This window comes from Aeromicrobium sp. SORGH_AS_0981, from assembly GCF_031453195.1.
Lineage (GTDB): Bacteria > Actinomycetota > Actinomycetes > Propionibacteriales > Nocardioidaceae > Aeromicrobium.
This window is the reverse complement of the sequence record NZ_JAVIZD010000001.1, coordinates 1,276,196-1,291,165: the sequence shown is the minus strand read 5'-3', so window position 1 is coordinate 1,291,165 and position 14,970 is coordinate 1,276,196. Positions and strand designations below refer to the sequence as shown.

At 73.3% G+C, this 14,970-nt stretch carries 18 protein-coding genes; 6 read left to right on the top strand and 12 right to left on the bottom strand.

Annotated features, from left to right (window positions below; translation table 11 throughout):
* Window positions 1-22 precede the first annotated feature (22 nt).
* Together QE370_RS06575 and QE370_RS06570 are read left to right on the top strand one after the other, a co-directional pair.
* Window positions 23-190, top strand: a complete 168-nt coding sequence (locus QE370_RS06575) for a hypothetical protein (protein ID WP_158509157.1) — start codon at window positions 23-25, stop codon at window positions 188-190.
* Complete coding sequence (locus QE370_RS06570) at window positions 187-942, top strand: helical backbone metal receptor (RefSeq protein WP_309633856.1); 756 nt, start codon at window positions 187-189, stop codon at window positions 940-942. Before QE370_RS06575 ends, QE370_RS06570 begins: the two co-directional genes overlap by 4 nt.
* A gap of 15 nt (window positions 943-957) precedes the next feature.
* Here the strand turns inward: QE370_RS06570 and QE370_RS06565 are convergent, their stop codons facing one another.
* Window positions 958-2,337, bottom strand: a complete 1,380-nt coding sequence (locus QE370_RS06565) for an NAD(P)/FAD-dependent oxidoreductase (RefSeq protein ID WP_253026544.1) — start codon at window positions 2,335-2,337, stop codon at window positions 958-960.
* 63 nt (window positions 2,338-2,400) lie between these two features.
* Complete coding sequence (locus QE370_RS06560) at window positions 2,401-3,438, bottom strand: hypothetical protein (protein WP_309633855.1); 1,038 nt, start codon at window positions 3,436-3,438, stop codon at window positions 2,401-2,403.
* Between the two features lie 87 nt (window positions 3,439-3,525).
* Here QE370_RS06560 and QE370_RS06555 point away from each other — a divergent pair, with 87 nt between their 5' ends.
* On the top strand, window positions 3,526-4,071 hold the full coding sequence (locus tag QE370_RS06555) for a VanZ family protein (protein ID WP_253026473.1): 546 nt from the start codon (window positions 3,526-3,528) through the stop codon (window positions 4,069-4,071).
* A 91-nt stretch (window positions 4,072-4,162) separates the two neighbouring features.
* Here QE370_RS06555 and clpB read toward each other — a convergent pair whose 3' ends face one another.
* The 6 genes from clpB to QE370_RS06525 form a co-directional block, all read right to left on the bottom strand.
* Window positions 4,163-6,778, bottom strand: coding sequence for an ATP-dependent chaperone ClpB (gene clpB, locus QE370_RS06550; RefSeq protein ID WP_309633854.1), 2,616 nt, complete (start codon window positions 6,776-6,778; stop codon window positions 4,163-4,165).
* A gap of 232 nt (window positions 6,779-7,010) precedes the next feature.
* On the bottom strand, window positions 7,011-8,615 hold the full coding sequence (locus QE370_RS06545; protein WP_309633853.1) for an FAD-dependent oxidoreductase: 1,605 nt from the start codon (window positions 8,613-8,615) through the stop codon (window positions 7,011-7,013).
* Window positions 8,612-9,520: an FAD:protein FMN transferase gene (locus QE370_RS06540; RefSeq protein ID WP_253026479.1), complete on the bottom strand. Its 909-nt coding sequence runs from the start codon at window positions 9,518-9,520 to the stop codon at window positions 8,612-8,614. Before QE370_RS06540 ends, QE370_RS06545 begins: the two co-directional genes overlap by 4 nt.
* The gene (locus QE370_RS06535; protein ID WP_309633852.1) at window positions 9,517-9,663 is read right to left on the bottom strand and encodes a hypothetical protein; all 147 of its coding nucleotides are present in this window, start codon (window positions 9,661-9,663) and stop codon (window positions 9,517-9,519) included. Before QE370_RS06535 ends, QE370_RS06540 begins: the two co-directional genes overlap by 4 nt.
* A gap of 25 nt (window positions 9,664-9,688) precedes the next feature.
* Window positions 9,689-10,423, bottom strand: coding sequence for a hypothetical protein (locus QE370_RS06530; protein WP_309633851.1), 735 nt, complete (start codon window positions 10,421-10,423; stop codon window positions 9,689-9,691).
* A 20-nt stretch (window positions 10,424-10,443) separates the two neighbouring features.
* Window positions 10,444-10,914: a hypothetical protein gene (locus QE370_RS06525; RefSeq protein WP_253026485.1), complete on the bottom strand. Its 471-nt coding sequence runs from the start codon at window positions 10,912-10,914 to the stop codon at window positions 10,444-10,446.
* A 163-nt stretch (window positions 10,915-11,077) separates the two neighbouring features.
* Between QE370_RS06525 and QE370_RS06520 the strand changes: the two genes are divergently transcribed.
* The 3 genes from QE370_RS06520 to QE370_RS06510 are packed head-to-tail and all read left to right on the top strand — an operon-like array spanning window position 11,078 to window position 12,131.
* Complete coding sequence (locus QE370_RS06520; RefSeq protein WP_253026487.1) at window positions 11,078-11,701, top strand: hypothetical protein; 624 nt, start codon at window positions 11,078-11,080, stop codon at window positions 11,699-11,701.
* Window positions 11,698-11,994, top strand: a complete 297-nt coding sequence (locus QE370_RS06515; RefSeq protein ID WP_253026489.1) for a transcriptional regulator — start codon at window positions 11,698-11,700, stop codon at window positions 11,992-11,994. The genes QE370_RS06520 and QE370_RS06515 overlap by 4 nt, the downstream gene beginning before the upstream one ends.
* Complete coding sequence (locus QE370_RS06510; protein WP_253026491.1) at window positions 11,991-12,131, top strand: hypothetical protein; 141 nt, start codon at window positions 11,991-11,993, stop codon at window positions 12,129-12,131. Before QE370_RS06515 ends, QE370_RS06510 begins: the two co-directional genes overlap by 4 nt.
* Here the strand turns inward: QE370_RS06510 and QE370_RS06505 are convergent.
* Genes QE370_RS06505 through QE370_RS06490 form a run of 4 tightly spaced genes read right to left on the bottom strand, consistent with a single transcriptional unit; the run spans window position 12,085 to window position 14,846 of the window.
* Complete coding sequence (locus tag QE370_RS06505; RefSeq protein ID WP_309633850.1) at window positions 12,085-13,242, bottom strand: hypothetical protein; 1,158 nt, start codon at window positions 13,240-13,242, stop codon at window positions 12,085-12,087. The genes QE370_RS06510 and QE370_RS06505 overlap by 47 nt on opposite strands.
* Window positions 13,243-13,244: 2 nt before the next feature.
* Window positions 13,245-13,835, bottom strand: a complete 591-nt coding sequence (locus QE370_RS06500) for a hypothetical protein (protein WP_253026495.1) — start codon at window positions 13,833-13,835, stop codon at window positions 13,245-13,247.
* Entirely contained in the window at window positions 13,828-14,112 is a 285-nt protein-coding gene (locus tag QE370_RS06495; protein ID WP_253026497.1) for an SAV_915 family protein, read from the bottom strand. Before QE370_RS06495 ends, QE370_RS06500 begins: the two co-directional genes overlap by 8 nt.
* A complete protein-coding gene (locus QE370_RS06490) occupies window positions 14,109-14,846 on the bottom strand; it encodes a PH domain-containing protein (RefSeq protein WP_309633849.1) in 738 nt (245 codons plus the stop codon). Before QE370_RS06490 ends, QE370_RS06495 begins: the two co-directional genes overlap by 4 nt.
* Window positions 14,847-14,970: the final 124 nt, after the last annotated feature.

Here is a 14,970-nt window from a genome sequence, read left to right as displayed (position 1 = left end):
GAGATAGACGAGAGGAGTGCCGGTGCTGGCGTGGGGTTTCATCATGGTGGCCGTCGTGGTCGTGCTGGTCGTGGCCGGCCTCGGGATCGCAGCCGCGTCGGGCCGTGACGGCGCGGAGCGGCGCAGTGCGATGGCGGAGGCGCGCCAGCGGGCGCAGGCCCGCCGGGAGGCGCGGTCGGACGGGGCGTGACCCTCGACGACCTCGGCCACGACGTCGCCGTGCCGACCGAGGCGCGACGCGTGGTCAGCCTGGTCCCCTCGATCACCGAGGGACTGGCCGCCGCGAGACCCGGCGCCGTCGTCGGGGCGACCGACTGGTGCACGCACCCGCACGACCTCGAGGTCGTGCGCGTGCGCGGCACCAAGAACCCCGACCGCGCCGCCGTCGAGGCCGCCCGGCCCGACCTCGTGGTCGCGAACCAGGAGGAGAACCGCGAGCTCGACGTGCAGCGACTGCGCGACGCCGGCGTCCCCGTGTGGGTGACGCGGATCGAGACCGTCGACGACGCCTTCGCCTCCCTCGGACGGCTCTTCACCGACGCGCTCGGCTGGGGCGAGCCCGCCTGGCTGGCGGACGCGCGGCGGCTCTGGTCGGCGCCCGCCCCGGCACCACGCGGACGGGTGGCCGTCCCGATCTGGCGCGACCCGTGGATGGTCGTCGGTCCGCGCACGTTCACGGCCGACCTGCTGCGCCGGCTCGGGTGGGAGGTGACGACGGGTGCCGCGGGCGACCCGCACGAGCGCTACCCCCACGTGGACGTCGCGGACCTCGACACGTCCGCCGTCGACCTCGTGCTGCTGCCCGACGAGCCCTACGTCTTCGGCCCCGACGACGGGCCGGAGGCGTTCACGTCGGTGCCGACACGGCTCGTGTCGGGCCGGCTGCTCACCTGGTACGGACCGTCGCTCGTCGAGGCCCGCGAGGTGCTGGGCGCCCTGTGAGCCGACCCGTCCTGGTCAGGACTGGTGCTCGCGCTCCTGCTCGTGCGCGGCGGCCTTGCGTTCGAGGACACGACGCTCGGCCTTCTGCTTCTCCAGCGGCGTGATCTCGAGCTTGTGCTTGGACACGACGTACGGCGTCTCGCCCACGATCGCGTTGTGGCTGCCGGAGAACAGGTACTTGCTCGACAGGTTGATGAGCGTCGCGAACCGGTTGCGGTTGCCGAGCAGCGTCGCGATGTGCAGCGCCACCCAGATGATCCAGGCGAGGAAGCCGGTGAGCTTCGGCGCGTGCGTGATCTCCGCGACCGCCGACGACTTGCCGATCGTGGCCATCGTGCCCTTGTCGGAGTACTTGAACGGCTTGACCCGGTCGGCCTTGCCCTTCGTGGTGGCCTTGATCAGCTTGGCGACGTGCTTGCCGCCCTGGATGGCGGGCTGGGCGAGCTGCGGGAGCGGGTCGGGGCCGATGGCGATGTCGCCGATCGCGAACACGTCGGGGCGGTCCTTCACCCGCAGGTGGTCGTCGACCTCGATGCGGCCGCCGCGCCCCTGGGGCACGTCCCAGTCGAGGACGGTCGGGTGGGCGGTGACGCCGGTGGCCCACACGACGATGCCCGCCTTGAGGAACTCGGTGCGGCCCTCGGCCTCGACGAGCACGCCGTCCTCGCGGACCTCCTTGACGGCCGTGTTCAGCCGCAGGTCGACGTCGCGCTTGAGCAGCGACCGCTTGGCGTAGTCGCGCAGCTTCTCGTCGAACGGGCCGAGCACGTGGGGCGCCATCTCCAGCAGCGTCACGTGGATGCGGGCCCGGTCGAGCTCGGGGTACGTCGTGGGCATGTCGTTGTTGCGGAACTCGGCGAACGCGCCGGCCGTCTCGACACCCGTCGCGCCACCGCCGACGACGATGATGCGCAGGTCCTCGTCCTGGCCGTTGATGGCGAACTCCTCGAGGTTCGCGAACAGCCGGTCGCGCACCTGCAGCGCCTGCGAGCGCTTGTAGAGGGGCAGCGAGTACTCCTCGGCGCCCGGGGTGCCGAAGAAGTTCGTCGTCACCCCGTTGGCGAGCACCAGGTAGTCGTAGGAGACGGACACCTCGCCGTGCAGGCTCAGCACCTTCGCCTGGTGGTCGATGCTCGTGACGATGCCCTTGAGGAAGCGGACGTTCTTCTGGCCGGCGCGCACCGCGCGCAGGAACCAGGTGATGTCGCCGGGGTTCAGCGAGGCCGTCGCGACCTGGTAGAGCAGGGGCTGGAAGGTGTTGTAGGTGTGCCGGTCGATGAGCGTGATGTCGACGTCGGCACGCTTGAGCTTGCGGACGAGGGAGAGCCCTCCGAAGCCACCTCCGACCACGACGACGTGGGGGCGCTTGGAGCCGGGAACGACGCTGTTGCTCATGGCTCCAACCCTACTCGCGCCGGGCGTCGGGCCGCCTCTCGGCGAGGGGGTCGGTGACCTGGGTCACTCCCCGGAGAGCCAGGCGCGGGACTCCGGGCGGCGGAGCTGGACGATGACGACGATCGCTGCGGCGCCGGTCACGACGCCCAGTGGGAGGAAGAAGACCGACAGGCCGATGGTCACCGCCGCGACGACGACCAGCGCCGTCCCGCCCGCCGGCACCCGGCGGACGACGGCGAGGGCCGCCACGGCGCCGGCGACGCAGGCCACGAGCCAGACGACCGCGGAGACCCGCAGGAGCTCGATCATCTCGTCGGCGCTGACGCCCGAGGAGCGCACCAGGTCGCGGGCGATCCCGGGCTCGGTGAGCGCGGTGCGGTAGGCGTCGGCGCCGACCGTCGTCACCAGCAGGAGCAGGAGGCCGAGCAGCGCCACGACGCCGCACGCGACGAACGTCGTCACGACCGCCACCGTGACGGACCGCGGCCGGGCCACGGGGCCGACCGGCGCGGGCTGGGCCGACGGGTGCGTCGGCGTGGCCGTCGCGACGGGCCCGCCCGCCGCGGGAGGCGGGTCGAGCGGACGACCGCCGGACGAGGCGGAGCGGGACGCGAACGGGTCGGCACCCGTCGGCGACGACGTCGGCACGTCGGCCACCGGCCGGCCGTCGACCTGGTCGAACCAGCGTCGCGCTTCCGGGGTCCACAGCGACCAGCCGCACAGCCCGGCGAAGGCCGCCGGGAGCAGGCCGGGCAGCCCGAGGGTCGCGAGCACCACGAAGGCGATGCCGCAGAGGATCGTCAGCATGACCCGCGAGGTGCGGTGACCCCGTGCGGCGTAGACGGCGAACACGGCGCCCGAGGCCGTCAGCACGATGCCGACGTAGACGGCGTAGCGCAGGTAGTCGAGCGCCTGGTCCATGCTCAGGCCGAGCTCCTTGACCGGCTCCTGCGCGAGCGCGTCGCGGACGGCGTCCTGCAGCTCGATCGACCCCCACGACGAGAGCGCCGACACGAGGTTCACGAGCAGCAGCCCGCACCCGACCCCGACGAAGATGCAGGTCAGGGTGAGCGCCGGTGGCCTCGGGGGGCGGTCTGCCATGTCCACCACCCTAACGAGCCCGACCTGGCTCCCGACCAGCCCGCAGGCACGCCCACCCGTACGGCCGGGCAGGATGAGGACCGACTCGTGGGAGGGAGACCCGTGTTCCGCCAGGTTCCCGTGCTGCCGGTCGTCGTGCCCTCGGCCGTCGTGGTGCTCGCCGTCCTGCTCCGGCACCTGCGTCGCCGCGCCCTGCTCACCGCCCCGCGGGCCGCGGTCGCGCTCGCCCTCTGCGTGTACGCGGCCGGCGTGGTCGCCAACACCGTCTTCCCGGTCTACCTCGACCCGGTCGCCCGCAGCACACGCTGGTCGGTGCAGCCCGTGCCGTTCGCCGACTACGAGTGGGCCGACGCGGCGATGAACGTCGCCGTCTTCGTGCCGCTCGGCATCCTGCTGGCGCTCGCTCTGGGCACGCCGCCGTGGTGGCGGGTGCTCGTGGCCGTGGCGGCGAGCAGCCTCGCGATCGAGCTGACCCAGCTCGTCACGGGCGCGTTCCTCGGCGGCGGTCACGTGGCCGACGTCGACGACCTCCTCTCGAACGTGGCCGGCGGGATGCTCGGGCTCGCGCTCTTGGTCGGTTTGGCCGGCGTGCCGGCCGGGGCACGTCTCGTCGAGCGGTCCCGCTGGTCCTGAACCCGTCCACACCCGGCACAGCAGCGCCCCGCCGCCCATGGAGGGCGGCGGGGCGTGCGGTCCGACCGACGTCGCGGTCGACGCGGGCAGGTCAGGCGGCGGTCACCGTGAGGGAGTCGGCCGGGACGCCGTCCGGGCCCACCTCGCGGTCGACCCGCACCGTGTCGCCGTCGCGCACCTCGCCCGCGAGCAGCGCCTTGGCGAGGCGGTCGCCGATCGCCTGCTGCACCAGACGGCGCAGGGGTCGGGCACCGTAGGCGGGGTCCCAGCCCGTGAGGGCCAGCCACTCCTTCGCCGCGTCGGTCACGTCGAGCGTGATCCGACGGGCCGCCAGCCGGCGACCCAGCGACGCGAGCTGCAGGTCGACGATGTGCGTCAGCTCGGCGGTGCCGAGCGGCTCGAACGTCACGATCTCGTCGAGCCGGTTCAGGAACTCCGGCTTGAACGACGCCTTCACGACGTCCATGACCGCGTCCTTCTTCGCCTGCTCGTCCAGCGACGGGTCGGCCAGGAACACCGAGCCCAGGTTGCTGGTGAGGATGAGGATGACGTTGCGGAAGTCGACCGTGCGGCCCTGCCCGTCGGTCAGGCGACCGTCGTCGAGCACCTGCAGCAGGATGTCGAAGACCTCCGGGTGCGCCTTCTCGACCTCGTCGAGCAGCACCACCGAGTACGGGCGACGTCGCACGGCCTCGGTCAGCTGGCCGCCCTCGTCGTAGCCGACGTAGCCCGGAGGGGCACCGACGAGCCGCGACACCGCGTGCTTCTCGGCGTACTCGCTCATGTCGATGCGCACCATCGCGCGCTCGTCGTCGAACAGGAACTCCGCCAGCGTCTTCGCCAGCTCCGTCTTGCCCACGCCGGTCGGACCGAGGAACAGGAACGAGCCGGTCGGGCGGTCCGGGTCGGCGATGCCGGCGCGGCTGCGACGCACCGCGTCGGACACGGCCGTCACCGCCTCGCGCTGGCCGACCAGCCGCTTGCCGAGCTCGTCCTCCATCCGCAGGAGCTTGCCCGTCTCCCCCTCGAGCAGACGGCCCGTGGGGATACCGGTCCACGACGCGACGACCTCCGCGATCTCGTCGGCCGTCACCTCCTCGTTGACCAGCCGGTCGGCGCCGTCGCCGGCCTCGCGCGCCGACTCCGCGGCCTGCGCGGCGGCCAGCTGCGCCTCCATCGTCGGGATCTCGCTGTAGAGCAGCCGCGCCGCGGTCTCGAGGTCGCCCTCGCGCTGGGCGCGCTCGGCGGCGATGCGCACCTCGTCGATGCGCTCCTTGATCTCACCGACCGCGTTCAGGCTCTGCTTCTCGCTCTCCCACCGCTGCTCGAGCGCCCGCAGGGTCTCCTGACGGTCGGCGAGCTCGCTGCGGAGCTTCTCGAGCCGCTCGCGGCTCGCGTCGTCGGTCTCGTTCTGCAGGTGCAGCTCCTCCATCCGGAGCCGGTCGACGGCGCGGCGCAGCTCGTCGATCTCGACGGGGCTGGAGTCGATCTCCATCCGCAGCCGCGACCCCGCCTCGTCGACCAGGTCGATCGCCTTGTCGGGCAGCTGGCGTCCGGGGATGTAGCGGTCGGACAGGGTGGCTGCCGCGACGAGCGCGGCGTCGGCGATGGCGACCTTGTGGTGCGCCTCGTAGCGCTCCTTCAGGCCGCGCAGGATCGCGATCGTGTCCTCGACCGACGGCTCGCCGACCAGCACCTGCTGGAACCGACGCTCCAGCGCGGGGTCCTTCTCGACGTTCTCGCGGTACTCGTCGAGCGTCGTCGCGCCGATCATGCGCAGCTCGCCGCGCGCCAGCATCGGCTTGAGCATGTTGCCGGCGTCCATCGCGGAGTCGCCCGTGGCGCCCGCCCCCACGACCGTGTGCAGCTCGTCGATGAAGGTGATGACCTGACCGTTCGACGCCTTGATCTCCTCGAGGACGGCCTTCAGCCGCTCCTCGAACTCGCCGCGGTACTTCGCGCCGGCGACCATCGCGCCGAGGTCGAGGCTGATCAGCCGGCGGCCACGCAGCGACTCGGGCACGTCGCCGTCGACGATGCGCTGGGCCAGCCCCTCGACGACGGCGGTCTTGCCGACGCCCGGCTCTCCGATGAGCACCGGGTTGTTCTTCGTGCGGCGGCTCAGCACCTGCACGACGCGACGGATCTCGGCGTCGCGGCCGATCACCGGGTCGAGCTTGCCCTCGCGGGCGACCGCGGTCAGGTCGACGCCGTACTTCTCGAGCGCCTGGTAGGTGTCCTCCGCGTCGGCGCTGGTGACCCGCGCGCCACCGCGCACGGTCTCGAACGCGGCACGCAGGGCGTCGGGGGTGGCGCCGCGGGACGTCAGCACGTCCTTCGCGGGCGAGTCGACGGTCGCGACGCCGACGACGAGGTGCTCGGTGGAGATGAACTCGTCGCCGAGCTCGCCGGCGAGGTCGGCGGCGCGCTGGAGCACCTCGTGGGTGCTGCGCGACAGGCCGGGGTTCTGCACGCTGCTGCCCGCTGCCGACGGGAGCGCGCCGATCACGCCCTGCAGCTCGGTCCTCACCGCGCCGGCATCGACACCGGTGGCCTGCAGCAGCGGGACGGCCGTGCCGCCGTCCTGCGCGAGGAGCGCGGTGAGCACGTGGGCGGGCTCGATCGCCGGGTTGCCGGCTGCAGCCGCCTGCTGCACGGCGGCAGCCAGCGCCTGCTGGCTGCGGGTGGTGAGGTTCGAGAGGTCCATGGGCTGCTCCTGGTGCGTCCTTCCGTCGGCGCAGTTCGCCGTACATCCAGAACAACACCATGAGAGTTGAGTCCATTCCACTCAACTCTGGATGACGCGTCAACCTTCGCCGACCAGCCGGTTTCCGTGGGGCCCCACGCAAACCGGCTCGCCCCACCGCAGACATGCGGCCGATCAGCACGGTCACGTGGGGCCCCACGCAAACGTGCTCAGGACGGAGGGGTGGGGGAGGTCAGTAGCCGGAGAAGTAGTCAGTGCGGACCTTGGCGCAGCGACGTCGCAGGTCGCCGCGGACGGCCGAGACCATGGCCGGAGGGCCGGAGACGTAGGCGACCCGGTCGGCGGCGTCGGGCACCGCCTCGGCCACCACGTCGCCCGAGACCACCGGCGCCGCCACGTGCACCCAGCCGGCCGGGACGTCGGCGGGGACCTCGGGAGAGACCAGCACCACCCGGACGCCGCTCGCGACCAGCTCGTCACGGTAGGGCACGACGTCACCGTCGGGCACGCCGTAGACGAGCACGACGTCGCGCGCCTCGCCCGCACGGAGCTGGCTGAGGAAGGGCGTCACACCGATGCCGCCCGCGACGAGCAGCAGCGGGCGACCGCCCCGGGGCCAGACGAAGTCGCCGTGCACGCCGGTCGCGTGCACGCGCTCGCCCTCGCGCAGCCCCACGAGCGCCTGCTTGAACGACGACGACGGCTCCGGCACGCGCACGGCGACGCTCAGGTCGTCGGCCTGCGGGGGCGAGCTGATGCTGAACACCCGCCGGACACCGCGTCCGTCGACACCGCGGTGCGGCAGGTGGAGCTCGAGGTACTGGCCAGGGACGAACCGCACCGGACGGGTCGGGCGGAACGTGACCTCCCAGGTGTCGCCGGCGAGCCGACGCGAGCCCGTGGTCCGCAGCACCACCCCGGTCCGCCGGGAGAGCGCGAGGGCGACCAGGTTGCCGACGACGATCGCCAGCTCGGGCGTCATCGTCAACGGGCCCCATGTCGGCGCCTGCACGCCGAGCACGTCGGCGAACGTCGGGAAGCCGAGCAGCACCGCCATGACCGCGGCGACGAGCCATTGCTGCGCCCGCCGGGGCGGCAGGGTGAGCGGCTCGGTGACCATGAAGCCCGCCATGAAGACGATCGGGTAGGAGTACAACGCGGTCTGCCACGCCTGCGACAGCGGCGTGCCGAAGCCGACCGTCAGACCCACCAGCACGAGGGTGGCCGCGACGACGACGAACACGAGGCCCACGTCGAGCCGACGGGTCCGCCAGAGCACGAGGAGCGCGCCGACCGCGACGAACGGCAGCAGCGCCTGGGTGGCCGCCGTCTGCCAGAGCGCGTTGATCGACGACTCCCGCCCGACCGCCCACTGCGCGACCACGACGAGCAGCGCCCCGGCCGCCGCCGGGTTGAGCACGTGCCGGCCCCGCCACGCGAGCACGTACTTCGACGCGTTGGCGAGCAGGGCTGCCGCCGCGAGCCAGAGCAGGTTGGCGACCCCGACGCCCGAGCCCGACCCGGCGGCGGCCTCGGGCAGCGGCACGAACAGGAAGAACAGCAGCAGCGCGGTGATCACGGCCGACTCGTCGTGCGGGACGCGACGCCACGCGAGACCGAGCAACCGGTTCGAGGCGACCGACGCCACCAGCAGCACCGCCAGGGCGGCGAGGTTGCCGAGCGTCGAGAGCCCGTCGATGACGCCGGTGGACGTGAAGAGCAGGTAGACCACCACGATCGCCGACAGCACGATCGTCGTGAGGCGGTACATGCTCACCCGACCGAGGATCGCGTCGACCGAGGGCCTCGGTCCGGTGCTCGTGCGACTCGTGCTCATGTGAACAGCTCCCCAGGGAGGTCGGGCGACCGCAGCACGCGGCCGTCGGCGTGGATCCGGACGAAGTGGTGCGGGTGGAGGTCGAGCAACGCCTGCGGGTCGGCGAAGAAGTGTGCGGTGGCCAGGCCGTCGGCGACCATGCAGGAGCCGTCGACGAGGGTCCAGGTGGCGACGACGTCGCGGGTCGGGTGGCCGGTGCGCCCGTCGACGACGTGGTGCAGGCCGTCGCCCCATGCACGTCGGTTGACGGCCGACGCGCAGAGCGCCCACCCGTCGGCGACCTCGACGACGCCGACGGCGCGCGACGCGTCGCCCGGGTGCTCGAGGGCGACACGGATCGGTCCGGCACCGACGTGGCGCAGGTCGCCGCTGCCGTCGACCGTCGCCTGGTCGACACCGTGGTCGGCGAGCACGTCGACCACGAGGTCGACCAGGAGGCCCTTCCCGGCCGCGCCGACGTCGAGCAGCAGCGGCCGGCTCGTCCGCACCTGGCCGTCGGGCCCGACCGCGACCTCGCCCCTGCTGCGCAGCGCCGCCCAGTCGTCGGGGACGGCCGGCTCGGCACGCTGGACGAGGGAGTAGTCGGCGTCGTACCCGAGGTCGACGAGCGCCTGCCCCACGAGCGGCGTCACGGAGCCGTCGGTCGCGCGGTGCAGCCCGTCGTAGAGGTCGAGCAGGAGGCCGGCGGAGTCGACGTCGCTCCACGCGCCCGCCGAGCCGGCCATCGCCGTGACCACGGAGTCGTCCCGGAACCGCGACCAGGTGCGGTCGAAACGGTCGACGACGTCGAGCACGGCCTGCCGGACGTCGGGGGCGAGCGGCCGCGCGGTCTCGACCTGCCACGGGGCCCCGATCGCCTCGAAGTCCCACGCCACGGTCGTGGCGCGCGGGCCGATCCCGGTCAATCGAACCAGCCGCCCACGGCACTGACGGCACCGCCGATGTCGTCGCCGATTGCCGAGGCGGTGTCGCCGAGTGCCTCGACACCCTCGGACAGCGCCTCGCCGGCGGGCCGGCCGGTTCCGGCCTGCACGAAGGGCTGGGTCATCCTGCGTCCTCCTGGTCGAGTCGGGTCAGCGGCGTGGCCGCGCGTCGTCGTCGAGCTGCGCGCGCAACCAGGCGGCGAGGTCGTGCGGGCCGACTCCCATGAGCGACGTGTCGACGCGCAATTCGCCAGGTCGGGCGCGCGCCCCTGCTCGGAAGCCGAGCGGTGGACCCGAGCGGCTGGTGGGTCCGTCGACGAACAGGCCGCCGCTCCAGGGCCGCACCGACTCGACGTCCGTCCGGGGGATCCGGGCGGGACCGGCCGCACTGTCGTGGACCACGTGCTGGTCGGTCAGCCAGAGCGCGTCGACCCTGCGGCGGCCGACCAAGACGAGCACCACCCGCACCGCGAACCAGGCTGTGGCCACCAGGGCCGGGACCCACAGGGCCGCCCAGGCCGAGCCCGACGCGACGCCGATCGAGCTCACCACCGCACCGAGCGCGACGAGCCCGACGTCGAGCGACACGCTGTGCACGAACGGGCCGGACCACGCTCGCACCCCCCGGGCGGGCCTGCCGTCGACGGTGGCGTCACGCAGACCCGGGAGTGTGCGGGTGCGCAGCCGGGCGACCGCGAGGACGCCCGCGCCGAGCGCCGCGAACAGCGCGTAGACGGCCAGCGCCCGCATCGCCACCACGTCGGCCGGCACCTGGGTCAGGATCACGGCCGCGCCGGCCAGGCCGAGCACGAGGATCGCGAGGTCGGCGCCGAGGTCGGCACGCCTCGCGCGACGGTCGTAGGAGGTCGTCTCGGCGTCGCCCATGACGGACATCGTAGGTCCGGTCAGCCTCGCGCCTCGGACTTGATCTCGTCGATCGCCTGGTTGAAGCCGCCCGCCGTGAGCGAGGAGCCGGCGACCTTGGAGACGTCGAGGTCGTCGATGTTCTTGCCGACGACCTCGTCGGCGATGCCGCCGGCGAACTTCTCCTGGTACTGCTTCGACGTGCCCGAGGCCTTCGGCGTCACCGTGACGGCGTCGATGATGCCGACGTCGCCGAGGGTCACCTCGACGTCGATCGTCGAGGTCCCGCCGGGGTTGGAGTAGCTGCCGGACGCCTCGTAGGTGCCGGGCGTGTAGTCGCCGGACGCCTCCGAGGAGCCGGTGTCGGCGGAGGCCGACTCGCTCGCGGCGCTGCTCGGCGTGCTGCCGGCGGCGTCGTCGGAGGTGGACGCCTGGCCGCACGCGGCGGCGAGCAGCAGGGTCGGGACGGCGGTGGCGGCGAGCACGGCCTTCTGGTGGCGGCGCAGGGTCATGGGTCTTCTCCAGTCAGTCGGGCTGGGACGCGGATGGTTGCGTCGTCAACTTCTCCAACGGCCGCATCCTGCACGACGTTCCCGGACCGACCGCCGGACCTTGACCTCCGGTGCGACGTCGTGCAAACTACTTTGCATCACAAACCTATCTCCGGGAGAGACCATGGACGACGAGCAGACCCGCGACCGCACCCCCGACCTCTCCGAGAGCTGGGCCATCATCGAGGCCGAGCGCGACCGGGCCCGCCGCTCCGTGCGGGTCGACGAACGGGTCGTCTACGGCGTCTGGGCCGTCGCCTGGGGCGTCGGCTACCTGGCGATGTGGACGTGGTCCGGCCCGCAGGGAGAACCGGGACTCCCGGGGCCGATCGTCTTCGGCGTCCTCATCGCCGCCGCGATCGTGGCCACGGTCGTGCACATCGAGGGCCGCACCCGCGGCATCGGCGGGCCCGACGCCGAGGCCAACGCATGGCTCGGCTGGGCCTGGGGACTGGGCTTCGCCGGCGCCTGCCTCGTCGCCGGCGCCCTCGGCCGGGTCGGCCTGGAGGGCGAGGCCGCCGCGATCGTCTACAACGCCGTCCCGTGCCTCGTCGTCGCCGTCCTCTACATGGGGTCCGCCGTCGCGTTCCACGACCGGCGTCAGTTCGTGCTCGGCGCCTGGATCGCGCTGCTCGTCGGCGGCGCGTCGTTCACCGGGGCGCCCACGCTGTACCTGCTCATGGCGCTGCTCGGTGGCGGCGGGTTCGCCGCGGCGGCGGTCCACGCCCACCTCGAGGGCCGCCGATGACCGACCTCGACCCCGTCATCCACGCCCAGGCGCGCCTGCGCGTCACCGCCTTCCTCGCGGCCCTCGCGCCCGGGGAGACGCTCACCTTCCCGCGTCTGCAGAAGGAGCTGGGCATGACCGCCGGCAACCTCTCCACGCACCTGCGCAAGCTCGAGGACGCCGGCTACGTCGTGCAGACGAAGTCGATCAGCGGCCGCACGCCGACGACGCACGTCGGCCTCACCGACACCGGCCGCGAGGCCTTCGAGACCTACACCCGCACGCTCCGCACGCTGCTCCAGGGGGACGCATGACCACCACCGCCCCCGACCACCGGACCGGCGGAGAGGTGGAGGCGACGCGCCTGCTCGTCCTCGTCGCCTGGACGCTCGCCGCCGGCGCGCTCACCGTGTGGGCATGCCGCGGCCACGAGGGTCGCCGGTTCCGCTGAGCGGTCCGGGGCCGGGTCGCGCATCGTCTTTGGAGGCCTTGCGGATCAGGTCCTCGAACGCCTCGTCCTCGTACCAGTCGTCGACGGCGTCGCTGGTCAGTGCCCCGACGACGACGCCGGCGACGAGGGCGACACCGCCGAGGACCGCCGACCCGACGGGCGTCGCCGGGGCGCCGAAGACGGCCCCGCCGCCGGCCCACGTGAGACCCGTCGCCAGGGCACCAGCCGCCCAGCCCCCGCCCTCGGCCAGCACGATCTGTCGCATCCCCTGGCCCATCTGGTCGCGCTCGATGGCCTTGAAGCCGATCATGAACCCGTCGACGGTCTTGCCCCCGTACTTCGAGACCTCGGCCAGGTGTCGCACGGCCGAGGCGTCGTCCAGGTGCTCCATCTGGGTGAACAGGTTGGCGTAGAGGAGCGTGGACTGCTCGGGCGACAGGGAGGCGAGGAATCCGGCGTGGACCGCCGCGCGACCCATGCGTGCCTCCACCTTCGGCAGCACCTTCTCCCCGACGGCGTCCAGGGCCCCCGGAGCGGCGTCGCTCAGCTTCTCGCCGATCTCGGCGAGCTCGGAAGCCTGGTCGCCCAGCGCCTCGTTGAGCTCGCGGCACCCCGCAGCGAGATCGCCGAACGCGGCCTCGACCGCGCCGACGACGTGGTTCCAGGCCGACACCTTCGCCTTCCAAGCGAGGAACGCGCCCTGCTCGTCGGCGTCGACGCTGATCGTCGTCGACAGCTTCCACCTGGGGTCGGCCGGCTCGGGCGGTTCCTCGACCAGCCGTTCCGTCACGACCAGACCCGCGGACCGGGCGACGTCCCTCGCGTCCTCGATGCGGTTCTGGACACCACGGAGCACCCCCGCGAACGTCTCGACACCCGCGGCGATCCTGCGACCCGCCGTGCGCAGGCCGTCGGCCGACCGGGCGAGGTCCTGGACGCCCTCGGCCGCGGCACGACCGGCGCCACCGTGCCAGTGGTCCCGCACCTGACGTCGGTGCCGCAGCAGCGAGGTCCCCAGGTTCTCGCACGCGTCCGAGAAGCCCTGCTCGAGGGAGGCGGCCAGAGCGATGAGAGACGCGGGAGACCCGGCGACGTAGGTGTGCAGGGGCACGGTCAGTCACCGTCCTCGTCGAGCGGTCCCGTGAGCAGACGGCCCAGGTCGCTCGTGCCTCCGCCCCCGGGGGTCGACGGTCCGCGCGGGTCGCCGTCGGCGGCGTCGGGGTCGAACAGCTCCCGCCACGAGCGGGCCGTCTCCCGCAGCCTCTCGTCCTGCTCCTGCGCGAGGTCCTCGAAGGCCGACGGCGACTCCAGCACCCGCCGCGCCGCGCCGCGCGGGTCGTCCGGATGCCGTTCCTGCGCGCGGGCGATCTCGTCGGACCGCTGGGCGCGCTCGACGGCCTCCGCCACCTCCGTGTCGTCGAGGTGAGGCGCCATCAACCGGACCATCGCGGCCTTCGAGCGCGTGTCCGCCTCGTGGTAGCGCAGGGCGGACGCGAGGACGTCCTCGGAGATCACGGAGGTCGCCGCGGCGAGGTGCTTCACCTGCGAGAGCAGCGCGCCGACCGCGTTCTCGACCAGGGGGGTCGCCACACCGCCGTCCGCCTCGGGCAGGGCTCCAGCCGGTCCGTCGAGCGCGTCGACGTCGTCGCGCAGCCCCATGCCGACGGCCAGCACCTCGTCGGGCTCGACCTCGAAGTCACTCAAGAGCCCGCTCCCCGTCCGGCAGTCCGTCGTCCAGCAGCAGCGCCGCGAAGTGCAACGACTCCTGGAGCTCCTTGACGAGCGTGATCGGTACGACGACCCACGGCTGGTCGTGCCCCCACGCGCGCCGGAGCCGGTCCAGCGCGGTGTACGCCACCAGGCCGGGCCCCGCCTCGACCTCGCGGAGCTCGGGGTCGAAGGAGTCCGCCGCGACCTGGCGGCACGGGAGGTACAGGTACGGCGGCAGCACCCGCCTGACGTCGAGCGTCCCGGTGGTCATGCGTCCTCCGGGAAGGGGTGGGGACGTGGTGCGAGAGGATGGCCAGGACCGGGACGCCCCACGGCCTCGTCGCGACGTCGGACCAGGAGTGCCTGCGCCTCCTGCGGCGTCAGGGCCAGGTGTCGGGTCGGCACGACCAGCGCGCGCCCCGCCCGCCGGCGGACGCGCACGGACAGCCCCGGATCCCCGTGGACCGGTTCCACCTCGGCGACGTCGTGCCACGCCGCGGAGGTCGTGCGGCCGACTCGGCGCACCGCCATCCCCGACGGCGTCAGGTCCAGCCGGTCGGGCCGGGCCGCCAGGACGATCGACCAGGCCAGGAGGATCGGGGTCGCCGCGGCGGCGGGGAGCAGCAGCACGCCGCCCGTACGACTGCGCGACGCGTCGAGGAGACCGTCGCCGAGCACGAACGACAGGACGACGAGCCCCAGCCCGAGCGCCCCGAGCACGAGGACGACCCCCGGGACCCAGGACGCCACGTACCGGGTGCGGTCCTGGTCGACCCGCACCGGCGGCCGCGGGAAGGGCAGCCAGGCGTCGACCGTCAGGAGCGCGCCCGCGACGACGAGGAGCAGCAGACCGGCGCGCCCGAGAGCCGCGGCCCCGTCGAGAGCCTCGGGGTCGAGCAGGAGCGCACCTGCCAGGCCGGCGAGACCGACGGTGCCGAGTGTCAGCACGGCCCGGTTGCGGCGCACGGCCGCGCTGATGTCCGCGTCGCCCTCGCCCCCTGCCACGAGCGCCCCCTTCCGTCCCGGTGGCCCGACCCTACAAGCGGGGCGCCCCGCTGCACAGGCCCTCGGGGGCGGTGACGGGAGTCCGCGCACCAGACGTGCATGACGTGGTCGATCTCGCACACCG

Bases quoted from the DNA above. Each gene is read 5' to 3' on its own strand.
- QE370_RS06565 (WP_253026544.1), bottom strand. From the start codon at position 2,337: ATGAGCAACAGCGTCGTTCCCGGCTCCAAGCGCCCCCACGTCGTCGTG.
- QE370_RS06560 (WP_309633855.1), bottom strand. From the start codon at position 3,438: ATGGCAGACCGCCCCCCGAGGCCACCGGCGCTCACCCTGACCTGCATC.
- clpB (WP_309633854.1), bottom strand. From the start codon at position 6,778: ATGGACCTCTCGAACCTCACCACCCGCAGCCAGCAGGCGCTGGCTGCC.
- QE370_RS06545 (WP_309633853.1), bottom strand. From the start codon at position 8,615: ATGAGCACGAGTCGCACGAGCACCGGACCGAGGCCCTCGGTCGACGCG.
- QE370_RS06535 (WP_309633852.1), bottom strand. From the start codon at position 9,663: ATGACCCAGCCCTTCGTGCAGGCCGGAACCGGCCGGCCCGCCGGCGAG.
- QE370_RS06530 (WP_309633851.1), bottom strand. From the start codon at position 10,423: ATGGGCGACGCCGAGACGACCTCCTACGACCGTCGCGCGAGGCGTGCC.
- QE370_RS06525 (WP_253026485.1), bottom strand. From the start codon at position 10,914: ATGACCCTGCGCCGCCACCAGAAGGCCGTGCTCGCCGCCACCGCCGTC.
- QE370_RS06520 (WP_253026487.1), top strand. From the start codon at position 11,078: ATGGACGACGAGCAGACCCGCGACCGCACCCCCGACCTCTCCGAGAGC.
- QE370_RS06515 (WP_253026489.1), top strand. From the start codon at position 11,698: ATGACCGACCTCGACCCCGTCATCCACGCCCAGGCGCGCCTGCGCGTC.
- QE370_RS06510 (WP_253026491.1), top strand. From the start codon at position 11,991: ATGACCACCACCGCCCCCGACCACCGGACCGGCGGAGAGGTGGAGGCG.
- QE370_RS06495 (WP_253026497.1), bottom strand. From the start codon at position 14,112: ATGACCACCGGGACGCTCGACGTCAGGCGGGTGCTGCCGCCGTACCTG.